The organism is Aquabacterium sp. A7-Y, assembly GCF_026153205.1.
GTDB lineage: Bacteria > Pseudomonadota > Gammaproteobacteria > Burkholderiales > Burkholderiaceae_C > Caldimonas.
In genome coordinates this window covers 57,663-72,318 of record NZ_JAPFBW010000016.1, presented here as the reverse complement: position 1 = coordinate 72,318, position 14,656 = coordinate 57,663, and the positions used below count along the sequence as shown (strand labels likewise).

Below are 14,656 nucleotides of genomic sequence, written 5' to 3'. Positions count from 1 at the left end.
AGCCAGAGACCAAACCTCTGTCGCTGGAGGAGCTGGGCGATGTTCTGCTGCGGTTCACGAAACAGGTGGAATAGCCGTGGCGCCCGAGGGAGCACGAGGGGAGTGAGTTCAGGCCGGCGCTGAGTTGCGAGCGGTTCAAGGGGAAAACTGCATGTCTGCGAGGATCACAGCAGGTTCGCGCAAAAGTCCGGTGATCGCCGTGTCCCTCCATGTGCGATAAGAACTGTATGCACCTGCCGCGCCTCTGCTTGCGTCACCGCGTCCAGCCCGAGTTGCGCAACCGGTCGGACAAGGTGCGGCCGAACTGCAGGACCTGCATCTCAGGTTCGCCAAACCACTCCTAGACCACTGCGAGTCGAATTGGGTCGCCGCAACATGCCAGGACCGAGCCTCAGCAGGGCTCGCAGAACGAGAGCGCATGACGTCAGCCCGAAGTCGAACCTCGAACGGCGCGAGCTTTGGAGCAGGTCGGACGGCCCCGTCCACCGAGAACCGGAGGAGACCATGCCTTCCCCTGAGCGCGACGACACGTCATACGAGGACACGGAACAGGCGCTGCGTGACAGTGAGGGGCGCTTCCGGCGCTACTTCGAACTCGGCCTGATCGGTATGGCGATCAGCTCCCCGACCAAGGGCTGCCTGGAGGTCAACGACAGGATCTGCGAGATCTTCGGCTACGAACGCGATGAGCTGTTGCGGATGAGCTGGACGGAACTGATCCACGCTGATGACGTCGCGGCCGCCGTGGAGCGGTTCAACCGCGTCATGGCCGGCGAGATCGACGGCTATTCGTTGGACGAGCGCTGGATCCGCAAGGACGGCCGGGTCATCCATGGCACCGTCTCGGTGAAGTGCCTTCGCCACGCCGACGGATCGGTCAACTACTTTGTCGCGCGGCTGGAAGACATCACCGAGCGCAAGCGGGCGGAAGACGGCTTGCGCCCAGCTGGTGAGGCGCTCGAGCAAGGGGTCCTGAAGCGGGCCGAGGAACTCATGGCGATCAACCGGGTGCTGAGGGCGGAAATCGCCGAGAGAGAACGGGCCGAAACCTTGCTGCGGGAGGCCAACGCCAAGATCGAGACGATCCTCGACAGCATCACCGGCCAGTTTTTCGCGATGGACGCACAGTGGCGGTTCACCTACCTGAACCGGCCGGCACGGGAGCAGATGAAACGCCTGGGCAAGGACCCGGTGCGTCTGATCGGCTGCACGCTGTGGCAGGAGTTCGATGCAGTGCGCAACGAGGACTCGCTGCGCCGCGTGATGCGCGAAAGGGTCCCTCTCACCGAGGAGTTGTACGACCCGCCTTTGCAGGAGTGGATGGAGAACCATGTCTACCCGGGGGCCGACGGCGGCATCCTGGTGTTTCAGAAGTACATCACCGACCGCAAAAAGGCCGAGCGGGCCCTGTGCCGCAGCCAGTTCTACCTCGCGGAGGCGCAGCGCATCAGCCACACCGGCAGCGGCGTGTGGAATGTCCGGACGGGGGAGGTTTTCTGGTCGGAGGAGACCTACCGCATCTATGGCTTCGACCCGGCGACCACGCAACCCTCGACCGAGCTTTTCCTTCGTATTCTTCACCCCGAGGACTTGCCGCTGGTGCAGGAGGTTTTCGAGCAGGCGGTCGAGGAGAAAGGCCGCTATGCACTCGATTTCCGCATCGTTCGCCCGGACGCATCGGTGCGCGACATCCACAGCGAGGGCCACGCCATTCTGGACGACAGCGGCGACGTGGCGGAAGTCCTCGGCACCGTGATGGACGTGACGGAGCGAAAACAAGCCGAGCAAGCCTTGCGCAAGGCACAGGCCGACCTCGCTCACATGACCCGTCTCACCATGCTGGGCGAGCTGACCACCTCGCTGGCCCACGAACTGAACCAGCCGCTGGGTGCCGTTGTGCTCTGGGGGGCGACCTGTCTCCGCTGGCTCGAACGCGAGGTGCCGAAGCTCGACGAGGCATGCGATGCGGCGCGGCAAGTGGTGAAGGCCGGACTGCGGGCGGGCGAGGTGATCCAGCGGGTCCGGGCGCTGATGGCCCAAACCGTGCCGCAAAGGGACCGCCTGGACATCAGCGAACTGATCGACGAAGTCCTCGCGCTGCTCGAGGGTGAGACGCTGCGCCGCGGCATCACGGTGCGGCGCAGCCTCTGCCCCGATCTTCCACCCGTGCTGGGCGATCGGACGCAGTTGCAGCAGGTGCTGTTGAACCTGATCTCCAATGCCATGGATGCCATGGCGGAGGTGGAGGGCCGTTCGCGAGAGCTGGTGCTCAGGGCGGAATGTCATGGCCCCGACGAAGTCCTGGTCGCCGTTCAGGACAGCGGCGTCGGGCTGGCTCCCGAGGTGCAGGAGCGCATTTTCGAAGCTTTCTTCACCACCAAGGCAAGGGGCCGGGGACTGGGCCTGGGGCTGGCGATCAGCCGCAGCATCGTCGAGCAGCACGGCGGGCACCTGCGCGCCATGCCAAATCGTGGACGCGGAGCGACGCTGCTGTTCACCTTGCCGGTACGCGGCCCTGTGCCTTGAGCCTCGAGCCCGTAAGCGGCGCCCGTTGCCGCTCCGCGGCCGCCGCGCCAACAGTCCGTCCCCGACCTTGTGCTTGAAGACGCCACGGAGAACCGTGATTGGGTACCGGACTATCAAGCTTTCCAATGTGGTGTGCTGCGCTGTGGAACGGCAAAGCCATGGATGGAGCCGGGTTCAGACGGATATGTCGATGTGAACTTCGGCGCGCCTCTTGCCTTGCTTTTCATCCTCACACGTCCTGCTTGATGGGCGCGTGATCGGAGTGCCTGGTGTCATGAGGCACTTTCGAGGCGAATCATTGTCACCACAGAGGTGTCGGAACATCCTTCAGTCGCTCGCCGAGTGCGAGACGTGCAGCGCCTCCGTCATCCCGAACAGGATTCCGGCCACGCCGTCACGCCATTCAAACCAGCGGTGCCGCCATGCCCTCGCCAGGGCAGAGCCAAGAACTGACATGGAGACGCACGTGCACGACAACAACCCGACCTGAACGCCTCTTCCTGAGAACCCGCGTCCGGTCTCCGTGCCGGTGTTCTCTCTGCCCCGTTGCGCCAAGCACCTTGTGCAATGCGCCACCGAGCTGAACGCTTCGATGCAGGCGACCTGCACTTTCCATCTCACTGGTGTATGGCACACAGGTGGGATGTCGGTCGCCCGCTGATTCGCTCAATGCTCGATTCCGCTTCTGAATAGCAGGAGTTTCGACCATGAAAATCGGCTTGAAGCCTACGGGCCAAGCGAGCTTCGGACCTTGGCTGAGCCTGGGCCTGATCGCCGTGTGCGCCACTGTGCTGAGCGGCGCCCCCGCCCGCGTCAGCGCCGCTTCCCAACCCGCGGTGGGAGAGTTCACGACCTTCGAGAGCGGCCCGGTCCGGCTGATGGCGCTGTCCAGCGACGGGCGACGCCTGTATGTCGCCAATACCCCGGACAATCGCGTCGAGGTTTTCGACGTGTCCGGCGCCAAGCCCGTGCCTCTAGAGTCCATCCCGGTGGGCTTGGAGCCCGTCGCGGTGGGGCTGCTGAACGATCGCCAGCTCTGGGTGGTCAACCACCTGTCCGACAGCGTCAGTGTGGTCGACCTGTCGGCGTCCCCGGCACGGGTCGTCAACACCCTGCTGGTCGGCGACGAGCCACGCGACATCGTCTTTGCCGGGCCTGGCAACCGGTGGGCCTTCATCACCGCGGCGCACCGCGGCCAGAACGTGAAGTTCGATCCCCAGCTGTCGACCCCGGGCGTCGGCCGCGCGGACGTCTGGGTGTTCAACACCGGAGCCCCCGGAACCGCGCTCGGCGGCACACCCGTCAGCGTCCTCAACATGTTCGGCGACACACTGCGCGCGCTGGCACGCAACGCGGACGGAACGAGGGTCTACGCGGCGGTCTTCAACTCCGGCAACAAAACCACCGTGCTGGAAGGCAGCCCGCTCGGCGGCGAGCTGGACAAGGCCGGGCCCTCGAGTGCCGCCGACGGGTCCCACCAGCCCAACACCGGATTGATCGTGCAGAAGAACGCCAAGGGCGATTGGGTCGACAGTGGTGACCCGAAGAGCAATACGCCGCCCAAGATCTGGAATGACCGTGTGAAGCTGAACTTGCCGGACAACGACGTTTTCGTGATCGATGCCGGCAGCCACGAGCCTCGCGTCGTCGACAAGCTCAGCGGCGTGGGAACCACCCTGTTCAATCTCGCTGTGAACCCGAGATCGGGCAAGGTCTACGTGAGCCACCAGGAAGCCTTGAACCTCATGCGCTTCGAAGGGCCCGGCACACGGTCCAGTACCGTTCGTGGGCACTTCGCGGAGAGCCGCATCAGCGTCATCGATGGCAGCACCGTGTTGCCGCGCCATTTGAACAAGCACATCACCAGCTATTCACAAGCGGTGGGGACGGCGGCCGAAAAGGCGGCGGCTCTGGCAACGCCGCTGGAGATGGCAATCAGTCCCGATGGCGAAACCCTTTACCTCGTCGCCATGGGGTCCAACAAGCTGGCCAGGTTCTCGACCGCGCAGATCGAGGCCGACAGCTTCACGCCCTCGCCGTCCAGCCACGTGACTGTGACTGGCGGCGCCCCGACCGGGGTGGTGCTGGACGCGTCGCGCGGCCGCGCCTATGTGACGACGCGCTACGACAACGGTGTCTCGGTGGTCGACACGAACGCTTTGCGCGAGACGGCGCACGTCAGGATGTTCAACCCCGAGCCGCACGACGTGGTCACCGGGCGTCGTTTCCTGTACGACGCGGCGTTGACGTCCAGCCGGGGGGACTCGTCTTGCGCAGGCTGCCACGTTTTTGGCGACATGGATCATCTGGCCTGGGATCTCGGCAATCCGGACGCCGTCAAGGTCGGCAGCCCCAACGCCTACAGTCCCCGCGTTCCCGAGATCCTGCGCAAGCCCACCTTCCATCCGATGAAGGGGCCGATGACCACGCAAAGCCTGCGCGGTCTGGCCGGCAACGGGCCGATGCACTGGCGCGGTGACCGCACCGGGGCATCCAGCGGGGCGACGCTGGAGGAGCGGGCCTTCAAGGACTTCAACGTCGCATTCACGAGCCTGCTGGGCCACCATGACCTGCTCAGCGATGCCGAGATGACATCGTTCGCCCGCTTTGCACTGAAGTTGACCTATCCCCCCAGCCCGGTGCTCAACCTGGACAACAGTCTGACGCCGGTGCAGGCGAAGGGTGAGGCCGTGTACAACACGGTCGTGTCCGCCGGCATCTCCACCTGCAACAATTGCCATGTGCTGGACCCTGCCAAGGGCCGCTTCGGGACCAGTGGCCTCATGACCATCGAAGGGCCGCGCGTGGACGAGGACTTCAAGATCCCGCATTTGCGCAACATGTACGAGAAGGTCGGCATGTTCAGCCGCAACCATCCCCGCGCGCGTGCGACCGGCGACCAGATCCGCGGCTTCGGCTATGAGAACGCGGGGGCGCAGGGGTCGGTGTCGAGTTTCCTGGACACGCTCGTGTTCATTCAACTCACTGCCAGGCAGAGAAGCGAGGTGGAGCAGTTCGTGCTGGCCTTCCCCTCCGATCTGAATCCTGTCGTGGGTCAGCAGCTGACGGTGACACCCGCCAATGGCGCGCAGGCCGACGTCCAGTCGCGCCTCCAGTTGCTCGTCCAGAGAGCCCAGGTGACGACCCCTCGCCCGGAATGTGAGCTGGTGGCAAAAGGCGTGATCGCCCAGCGTATGCGGGGCTGGGTGATGGCAAAGGGACAGGGCGCCAACCCGAACTTCGTGTCCGACAAGAAGGGCGAGAGCGGCATCTCCCTGGAAGCTTTGCTCGCGCAGGGGCGGCGCGCCTCGACACCGCTGACCTTTACCTGTGTGCCGCCCGGCAACGGCACGCGCATCGGGATAGACCGCGATACCAATGGCGTGCTCGACGGCGACGTGGCACCCGGTTGAGCCCCGCCATCGGTACACAGTGACGGGCTGAAGCCCGCGCCGCCCCCCCGGGGCGGGGCGGCGGTCGGTTCGGTCTGGACTTTTTGCCGGGACTCTCAAGGTGGTCACTGCCTCTCGCCCTTGGCGCGATACGCTGGAGTTGCTGTCGTCCATGCGGTTTGCCATCGCGCTGCTGGTCGTGATCTGCATCGCCTCGGTCGTCGGCACCCTGGTGCAACAGGGGCAGCCCGCTCAGGTCTATGTCGATCAGTTCGGGCCGTTCTGGTCCCGCGTGTTCGGAGGGCTGGGTTTCTATTCGGTCTACAGCGCCTGGTGGTTCCTGCTGATCCTGGCCATCCTGGTGGTGTCGACCAGTCTTTGCGTCGCGCGCCATCTGCCCCAGGTTCTGGTGGCGTTGCGGGCGCTCAAGGAACAGGTCCGCGAGCAAAGCCTGGCCGCCCATCACCACAAGGCCGACGCACTCCTGGGGGAGGACGCCCGGAAGGCGCTCGAGCGGGTGGTCCGGGTGCTGCGCAGTGCCGGATGGCAGTTCAAGCTGGATGTGCGTGGGCACGGCGCCATGCTGGGAGCCAAGAAGGGGTCGACCCGCAAGATCGGCTACCTGCTGACGCACAGCGCCATCGTGATGGTCTGCCTGGGCGGCCTGGTCGACAGCGACCTCGTCGTGCGCCTCCAGATGTGGGCCCGCGGTCTCGTGCTCACGCAAGGCGGACCCGGGGCGCTGGCTCCTGCACATCGCATGAGCATCGGCAACCCGGCTTTCCGCGCCCAGCTCCGCGTGACCGAAGGCGGACGCTCCAACCTGGCGGTCATCCGGCTGCAGCAAGGCATGTTGATCCAGCCGCTACCCTTCGACGTGGCGCTGAAGAAGTTCAAGGTCGAGTACTACAGCACGGGCATGCCCAAGCTGTTTGCCAGCGACATCGTGATCCACGACCCGGAGACAGGCGCCGAAGTGCCGGCCAGGGTGGAGGTGAACCACCCCTTCGTCTACCGTGGCGTTGCCATTTACCAGTCCAGCTTCGCGGATGGAGGCTCCAGGCTCAAGCTGCGCGCCTGGCCCCTCGACGCCGCCATGGGGCTGCCTGCCGATGGCAAGGGGTGGGAACTCCGCGGTACGGTCGACAGCGCCTTGAACCTGCCGGCAGCCTTTGCCCACGACGGCTTGCCCGTGAAGCTCGAGTTGACCGAACTGCGGGTGATCAATGTGCGGAACCTCGGTGGCGCAGGGCCGCAGACGGGCTCCGACATGGAGGCGGAGGGCGGCTGGTTGTCCACTGGCGGCCTGATCGAGCGGCACCTGGGGGCCGGCCATAAAGGCCACAGCGACCGGCGTTGGAGGAATGTGGGCCCGTCCGTGACCTACAGGCTGCGCGACGCCGCGGGCCAGGCCCGGGAGTTCGAGAACTACATGCTGCCGGTGGAGACCGACGGCCAGCGTCTGTTTGTTTTCGGTCAGCGCAGCCACCCCGGCGAGCCTTTTCGCTATTTGCGAATTCCGGCCGACGAGCAAGGCAGCGTGGAGGGCTGGATGCGGCTGCGCTGGGCCCTGTCGGACGGCGACCTGCGTGCGGAGGCGGCGCGACGCTACGTGGCGGCGTCCGGTGCGTCGACCGTGCCGGCCTCGGCGCCACAAGTGACAGGCGCCTTGGCCCTGTTTGCGGGAGCGGCAGCCACCGGCGGCTTTCAGGCTTTGTCCGAGTTCCTGGAGGCCCAGGTGCCGCCAGCCGAACGTGCACAGGCTGCCGAGACGCTGTTGCGCCTTGTCGATGGCGCACTGTTCGAGTTGAACAAGCTGGCACGTGAACGGGCCGGCCTCCCGCCGCTCGGGCAGGACCGTGCCGCACGGGACTTCATGACGCAGGCCACACTGGCGCTGTCAGACGCCTCGGCCTACGGCGCTCCGGCCATCTTCACCCTGGACGAGTTCGAACACCTCCAGGCCAGCGTGTTTCAAGTGACCCGGGCTCCCGGCACCCGCGCCGTTTATGTGGGATGCGCCTTCCTGGTCCTCGGGGTGTTCGCGATGTTGTACATCCGAGAACGACGACTCTGGGTTTGGTTGCAGCCTGTGCAGGGCAGCGACGACGGGTCTGTCACCTATGTGTGTTGTGCCCTGTCGGCGCCGCGGCGGACGCTGGATCTGGACCGGGAGTTCGACGAACTGGCGACAGCGATACTGGCGGCCCCGCCGTCATTCACCGGGCTGTCCTTGCCGCGACCCGGTTTCGCAACCCAGCGCTCGGCTCAGTAGAGCCGCGCCTTGACTTGCAGCGCGAACGCCCCGTCCACCCGATTGCCGAGGCTGGGGATGTAGACCAGGTTGGCGCCGATGCGGCGGTGCTCGAGGGCGAGCATCGGCACGAGCGTCGGGAAATAGCCACCGTCGCGCACGCTGCGATAGCCGTTCACCACCCCCAGGCTGGCACCGGCGCGCAGCCGGGTGCGCTCGCCGAGATCAAGGCTCAGAGGTGCCCAGCCGGCCTGCACGTAGTTGCTCGCGCCGTTCACGGAGTTCGTATAGTGCCCGGCATTCAACTGCCAGCGCCGCGACACGTGCCACTCGACGCCGATGCCGGTATTGGCGCTGCGATAGCGGTCGGCATGGCGCGTGTGGTGCGACACGAAGCCGCTCGTCACCCACAGCTGCGGACCGCTGTCGGCTTCGGCTGAGGCTGGGGCTGCGGGTTCGCGGGAGACGCCGTTGTCGGCTGCCGACAGCGCCGGGGTGGGCAACAGGGACAGGACGACGGCACACGCGGAGGCGAAGGTGGGTTTCATCGGCTTCCTTCGAGAGAAGGCGGCAGAGACATGACAACCCACCGGAGGCGCTGCCGTTCGCCGCATCCGACATCGGCTGCGGGCCCCGGCTCCCAGGGCCGGCGCTCGAAGCGACCTGTCCCTGGAATCGGCGTGGTGGGCCTTGACTTGACCCGTCGCGTGCACGTGCACGCGTGCGGCGCGACTTGCGTCACGCGCCCGGAGTGCGGGCGGACTTCCGGCGCCTCCCGCAGGGCGCCCGGCTCAGCCCTTGGGCGACCCTGCCGGCATGCACATTGCTACCGGCGAGTTGACCGCCGTACCAGGCTCGCCACCACGCTGCTGAAGGCGTGGCGCCGGACCGCGAGGGGGCGGAAGTGTCCGCGCCGCCACCTCGATGAGGACTTGGCGTCAGAATAAGCCTACCGGCGGCTCGCCGGGCACAGATCGCCCGCCGGTAGGGCGCCCCGGTGCCCCCGAGCTTGCGAGTCGCCATGGCCCGAGGGGCGATCGCATGGCTGTAGTGAAACGAGAACTTCCCGCGCAGAAACTCGCCGCGATCTTGCTGATCGCTCTCGGCACCCTCGTTGGGCTGCGATGGATCTTCGACATCCAATGGATCGGCCGTATCCCGACGACCCGGGAGATGGGGCTGGTCACGCCGATGATGCTGGTCGCTTGCGGCAGCTGCCTCTGTCTGCTGCCGCGGCCCGCGGTCCGACCCGGTCCGTCGGAGCTGCTGATCGGCGTCGCGATCGCGCTGCTGCTGCTGTTCCCGTCCGCGATGCTGATCGAGCACTTCAGCGGTCTGAACCTGGGCGTCGACTTCGCGCGCGCAGGAGCCTTGCCCACCGAAGGAACGCCGTATCCCGGCCGCATGTCGCCCAACGCCTGCCTGGCCTTCCTCGCCGCGGGACTGGCCTTCCTGGTGCACCTGCGTCGTCCCGAGCGCGCCTCGGGCAGGGTGTTCAGCTTCTTGTTGTGGACCGTGTTGGCCCTCGGAGCCTCGGGCCTGCTCGGGCACCTGCTCGGCCTGCAGTCGCTCTACCGCCTGGCGGCCGCCAACCGCCTGCTGCCCATCACCGCGGCGGCCCTGTGTGTCGTCGGCGCGGGCTTGTGGCTGCTCCGGGAGCGGTCGTCGCCGGCCGACGGATCCCGGCTGCACGGACTCGACCGCCGCATCGACCGCCGCACCTTCGTCGCCCTCGTGCTGCTGGTGGTCGGCGCCGGCGTGAGTGGCTTCGCGGTGGTGCGCGACACCTTCGAACGGTCCGCCTCCCAGAGCCTGCTGACCATGGCGACGGCCAATGCCACCTCGCTGGCCAATACCTTGCAGACCAGCCTGTGGTTTCCTCGCACCATCGTGACACGGCCGGCTGTGCAGGACACCTTGTCCCAGCTCCATCGTCGTCCCGAGGATCCGCCCCTGCGAGAGTTCCTGAGCCAGGTCGCGGAGAGCTTCCTGACGGCCGGCATCGGCGGCGTGCGCTTCTACACCGCCAGTGGTCTGCTGGTGGGGTCTGCCGGCGTCATGGTCCAACCCCGCGACCCGGTGTTCAACGATCTCCAGGGGCCGGGTCGGTCCGCTCGCCTGCTGTGGCAGAACGGCTACATCCTGCACACCGAGACCCCCGTCCGCGATGTCTCGGGGCGAGGGGTCGGCCGCGTGGTCACGCAACAACGGATGGTGCTGTTCGACGAGCTGCTTGCGGCGATGCGAGGCAGCACCGCCACCTCGGATGCCCTGATCTGCAGCCGCGACGGGAACGAGGCGGTCTGTGCGCCGACCCGCTTCTACGCCACGGCGCTCCACCTGCCCATGTTCGACATCTCCGGCAAGCCGCGCCTCCCCATCCACCAAGCCCTTCTCGGGATGACAGGCGTGGCCGTGACGGACGACCTGCGGGGACGCGGGGTGGTCGCGGCCTACACGCCGATCAAGGACTTCGGCCTGGGGCTGGTCCTCAAGACCGATGTCGAGACCCTGTTCAGCCCGCTCAAGCAGAGCATCGTGCTGCTGGCGGCGGTGCTGCTCGGACTCATCAGCCTGGGAACCTACGCGCTGCGCAGCCAGGTCCGGCCGCTGTTGCAGCAGATCGTGGCCGAGCAGCGCCGCACCAGCGTCATCCTCGAGAACGCCAACGACGCGTTTGTCGCACTGGGCGTCGACGGGCGGGTGACGGACTGGAATCCGGAAGCGGTCCGGCTGTTTGGCTGGACCGCCGAGGAAGCGGTCGGGCGCAACATCGCGGACCTGATCATCCCGCCGGCGCAACGCGCTGCACACAACGAGGGCTTCCGGCGTTTCATGACCACCGGCACCGGCCCCGTGCTGACCCGGGCGCTGGAAGTCTCGGGGCTGCACAAGGACGGCCGCGAGCTGTCGGTCGAGCTGTCCGTCGCGTCTTTCGTGCAGGACGGCGGCTACGTCGCGCATGCTTTCGTGCGGGACATCAGCGAGCGCCTGGCGGCGCAGCGGCGCCAGGCCGAGAGCGAGAAGCACCTGCGCGACCTGGCCGACAACGTGCCGGTGCTGATCTCGTACAACGATCAACAGGAACGGATACGGTTCGTCAACGCCACCTATCGGGCCTGGACCGGTATCGACCCGGCCGCGGTGCTCGGGCGGCCGGTGCGCGAGATCGTCGGTGAGAAGCTGTACGCGCAGTTTGGCCACCACCTCCGCGCCGCCTTGCGTGGCGAGCGGACGGAGTTCGAAGTGGTGACCCGGGCCCGCGGGGAGCTGCGGACGCTCCACACCGCCTACGTGCCGGACATCAATGCCGAGGGCGAGGTGGTGGGCGTGTATGCGCTGAGCACCGATGTGACGGAGACCAAGCAGATCGAGGCGCAGTTGCAAGCGCTGGCCCGGCTCGACACCCTCACCGGACTGCCCAACCGGCGCGCTTTCGACGAGCGCCTGCAGGAGGCGCTTGCCCGCAGCCGCCGTGGCCGCCGGCCGATGGCCTTGATGTTCCTGGACGTCGACCACTTCAAGGACATCAACGACACGCTCGGGCACGGCGTCGGCGACGCGGTTCTCCAGGAGTTCGCGTCCCGGGTGCGGCGATGCGTGCGCGCCACGGACACCGTCGCCCGGCTGGCCGGCGACGAGTTTGTCGTCATCCTCGAGGATCTCAATGCCGGTTCGGAAGCGGGGCCGGTGGCGCGCAAGATCGGCGCGGTGCTCGAGGTGCCCTTCCTCATCGACAAGCACCGCTTGACAGTGACCTCGAGCATCGGCGTGGCGGTGGTCGAGGGGGATGACGTGTCGCCGGCCGATCTCATCGGCAAGGCGGACGAGGCGCTTTACGCGGCCAAGCGGGCCGGACGCAACACCTACGAGGTGTCGTCGCTCACCGGCGATTTGCTGAAATGAGGACGCGGGCGACGGGCCGGGCCGTGCTCGCTTCGCGCGGCGCCTACCCCCTTCGCCTGGCCGTGCACGGGACGGGGCTGGCTGTCTAGAGTGGGGTGTCCCGGTCCTCGCGAGGAAAGCACGTCATGAAGGTCGCGCCGCAGTCCCTGCCCAAGGCATCGATCAGCGCCGGCACGCCGCGGCCGGCGGCCGGCGCCGTGGTGCAAGCCGGCCCTCCGGGGCCCGTTGCGGGTGGCGGGATGGGCGCGTTGCCGGCGCGGCCGGTGTCCACGCGGATCCTGATCCGTGAACAAGCGGAGAAGGACCGGGTGGCGCGGGACTCGACGGCTCCCCGCGCCCAGGTGTACGGTCCGCAGGAAGCGCTGCCGGCCACCCCCCTGCGCGCCATCGACAGCGGCCGCAGCCCGGTGCAGCAGAGCGCGCTGCAGGCAGAGATCGCCAAGGCCAAGTGTTTCGAAGCCGGAGCCAGCCTGTCGGTGCTCGACCACCCGGGCAAGATGGGGCGTGTTTTCGACCAGTACGCCGTCAAGCTCGACACCATGCTGAACGCCTTGTTTGCGCCCGGCTCGGAAATCGGTCGCCTGCCGGTGCAATTCCAGGGCCGCGAACGCACGCTGGCGGAGGTGTTCACGCAGACCCTGCTGATGCCGCTGTCGCCCAAGTCGGACCAGATCGGCCGCTGCACCGACCCGGCCCTGCGCGATGCCTTGCAGACCGGCAGCCTGTCCGAAGCACAGTTCATGCAAGGCCAGGGCCTGCAGTGGCTGCATGCAAAACTGAGGACGGCGTCGGTCGAGGGCGCTGACCACAAAAAAGCTGAGGGCCACAGCTTCGAGAACCTGCTGACCAAGATCCGGACCACCAGTGCCTTCGGCACGACGGTCTGGCAGTTGATGAGCACGCCCGAACTGCGCGCCGCCAATGCGGACGCGCTGGCTGCCTTGCTGACGCCGGCGAACCAGGCGCTCGCGCCCAAGCCGTCCAAGCTCGATCCGGAAGGCCGGCCGGTCGGTCCGGAAGCGCGCCCCGGCGACGAGTTGAACAAGCGCTTCTCCGAATTCCAGGCCAGGACACGCAACGCGACCTTCGACGACCCGATCGCGCGGGCCCGCCGGGAGCGCGTGCCGCTGGTCGGCGGCCAGCCTCTGCAGGACTGGCAGTACGAGAGCGCCGCCAAGTACGGCCTGGGTTTCGGCCAGGTGATCCAGCCGGCCGGCGTGAGCGATGCCGGGCAGCGGGCCGCCCTCGAGGCCGAGTTGCGCGCGCATGGCGGCGTGAATGGCGTGCCCCGGCAAGGCCAGCCCATCCTGGATGGACACCGTCCGACCACGCTGTCGGAAGCCGAGCTGGTCGCGCTGCCCGAGCCGTTCCGGCAAGCCGAATTGCCCGAGCTGCTGCAGTCGCACCGGCTGCAGCACGGCACCGGCGTGAATCGCTGGGAGCCGTACGGCAGCTTCGCGGAGGGCAGCGCCGGCATGGGCTTCCCGTCGGCCGGGGCGCAGTCGGGCGGCACCTGCGACATCCTGCTGGCGCTCCACTGCATGAGCGCCGAGCCGCTGTACGGCCGCCAGAAGGAGGTGCTGGCGGCCACCGTCGGCATCGCGGCCTTCATGAACTTCGGCGCCTATCACACCTTCGCCGAAACCCTGCCGATCGGCCAGGCCGTGGCTTCGAACCAGAAGGCCTACGTGCCGAACATCGGCCCCCGCCAGGAAAACCTGTACAGCGATTTCTCGGACATGGTGCGCCGCCATGTGGGAGACGACGCGCACCGTGCCGTGCAGCGTTTCAAGCAGGCCTACGACGCTGCCTCGAACCTGGCGCCGGTGCGGCAGCCGGAGGTGGCCGCCGACCTCTACCTGACACAGGCCCAGTACGACCACTTTGCCGCCCGGGGTGAGCTGCGCTGAGGTGTTGCCGCCGGGCCGGCTGCCCGGGGCCCTGCCAGCGCAGGCGGAGTCAGTCGGGCAGGTCCCGGCGCCGCTCGACAACCCGGGACACCAGCCCATAGAGGACCGCCTCGTCGGCCGACATCCAGTGGTCGCGCTCGATGTCGATCATCACCTTGTCCAGCGGCTGCCCGGTTTCGCGGGCGATGACGCGGGCAATACGTTCGCGTGCCTTGACGATCTCACGTGCCTGGATCGCGATGTCGCTGGCCGAGCCGCCGGCGCCGCCGCTCGGTTGGTGGATCAGGAAGCGGGTGTGCGGCAGGCAGAAGCGGCGCTCGCGCGGCACCGACAGGTAGAGGTGGGCGGCCGCGCTGCCGACCCAGCCTGTACCGACCATGTTGACCGGCGCGTCGATGAAGCGAACGACGTCGTGGATCGTGTCGCCGGATTCGAGATGCCCGCCCGGCGATGACACCAGCAGCTGTATCGGCGCGCTGGACTCGGCATCGAGCGCGATCAGCCGGCGCGCCACGTCGGCGGCCGAAACGTCGGTGATGGCGCCGAAAACGAGCACAGTGCGCGACTTGAAGGCTTTCTCCTCCAGGAAGGTGCTGCGCGGATCGGCGGCGGGCGGGAGAGGTGAGGGCGACGGCGTTTCCATCGGGGCGGGCTCCATGAAGTGGAAG

General features: G+C 67.3%; 7 protein-coding genes. 5 read left to right on the top strand and 2 right to left on the bottom strand.

Translation table 11 applies throughout. The annotated features are described in order from the left end of the window. The first annotated feature begins 504 nt into the window (after positions 1-504). From OOT46_RS16040 to OOT46_RS16030, 3 genes are all read left to right on the top strand, one after another. The gene (locus OOT46_RS16040; RefSeq protein ID WP_265404627.1) at positions 505-2,526 is read left to right on the top strand and encodes a PAS domain S-box protein; all 2,022 of its coding nucleotides are present in this window, start codon (positions 505-507) and stop codon (positions 2,524-2,526) included. An 878-nt stretch (positions 2,527-3,404) separates the two neighbouring features. Next, positions 3,405-5,939, top strand: a complete 2,535-nt coding sequence (locus OOT46_RS16035; protein ID WP_265404626.1) for a YncE family protein — start codon at positions 3,405-3,407, stop codon at positions 5,937-5,939. Between the two features lie 100 nt (positions 5,940-6,039). Then, positions 6,040-8,193: a cytochrome c biogenesis protein ResB gene (locus OOT46_RS16030; protein ID WP_322114261.1), complete on the top strand. Its 2,154-nt coding sequence runs from the start codon at positions 6,040-6,042 to the stop codon at positions 8,191-8,193. On the opposite strand, the gene OOT46_RS16025 is transcribed toward OOT46_RS16030, so the two are convergent. Continuing rightward, entirely contained in the window at positions 8,187-8,720 is a 534-nt protein-coding gene (locus tag OOT46_RS16025; RefSeq protein WP_265404625.1) for a hypothetical protein, read from the bottom strand. The two genes, OOT46_RS16030 and OOT46_RS16025, sit on opposite strands and share 7 nt — an antisense overlap. Before the next feature lie 502 nt (positions 8,721-9,222). Between OOT46_RS16025 and OOT46_RS16020 the strand changes: the two genes are divergently transcribed. Both OOT46_RS16020 and OOT46_RS16015 read left to right on the top strand, forming a co-directional pair. Beyond that, entirely contained in the window at positions 9,223-12,078 is a 2,856-nt protein-coding gene (locus OOT46_RS16020; protein WP_265404624.1) for a diguanylate cyclase domain-containing protein, read from the top strand. A 125-nt stretch (positions 12,079-12,203) separates the two neighbouring features. Continuing rightward, positions 12,204-13,988: a hypothetical protein gene (locus tag OOT46_RS16015; RefSeq protein WP_265404623.1), complete on the top strand. Its 1,785-nt coding sequence runs from the start codon at positions 12,204-12,206 to the stop codon at positions 13,986-13,988. A 49-nt stretch (positions 13,989-14,037) separates the two neighbouring features. On the opposite strand, the gene OOT46_RS16010 is transcribed toward OOT46_RS16015, so the two are convergent. Further along, on the bottom strand, positions 14,038-14,631 hold the full coding sequence (locus OOT46_RS16010) for an ATP-dependent Clp protease proteolytic subunit (protein WP_265404622.1): 594 nt from the start codon (positions 14,629-14,631) through the stop codon (positions 14,038-14,040). Between the last annotated feature and the right edge of the window lie 25 nt (positions 14,632-14,656).

Bases quoted from the DNA above. Each gene is read 5' to 3' on its own strand.
- OOT46_RS16025 (WP_265404625.1), bottom strand. From the start codon at position 8,720: ATGAAACCCACCTTCGCCTCCGCGTGTGCCGTCGTCCTGTCCCTGTTG.
- OOT46_RS16010 (WP_265404622.1), bottom strand. From the start codon at position 14,631: ATGGAAACGCCGTCGCCCTCACCTCTCCCGCCCGCCGCCGATCCGCGC.
- OOT46_RS16040 (WP_265404627.1), top strand. From the start codon at position 505: ATGCCTTCCCCTGAGCGCGACGACACGTCATACGAGGACACGGAACAG.
- OOT46_RS16015 (WP_265404623.1), top strand. From the start codon at position 12,204: ATGAAGGTCGCGCCGCAGTCCCTGCCCAAGGCATCGATCAGCGCCGGC.
- OOT46_RS16035 (WP_265404626.1), top strand. From the start codon at position 3,405: ATGGCGCTGTCCAGCGACGGGCGACGCCTGTATGTCGCCAATACCCCG.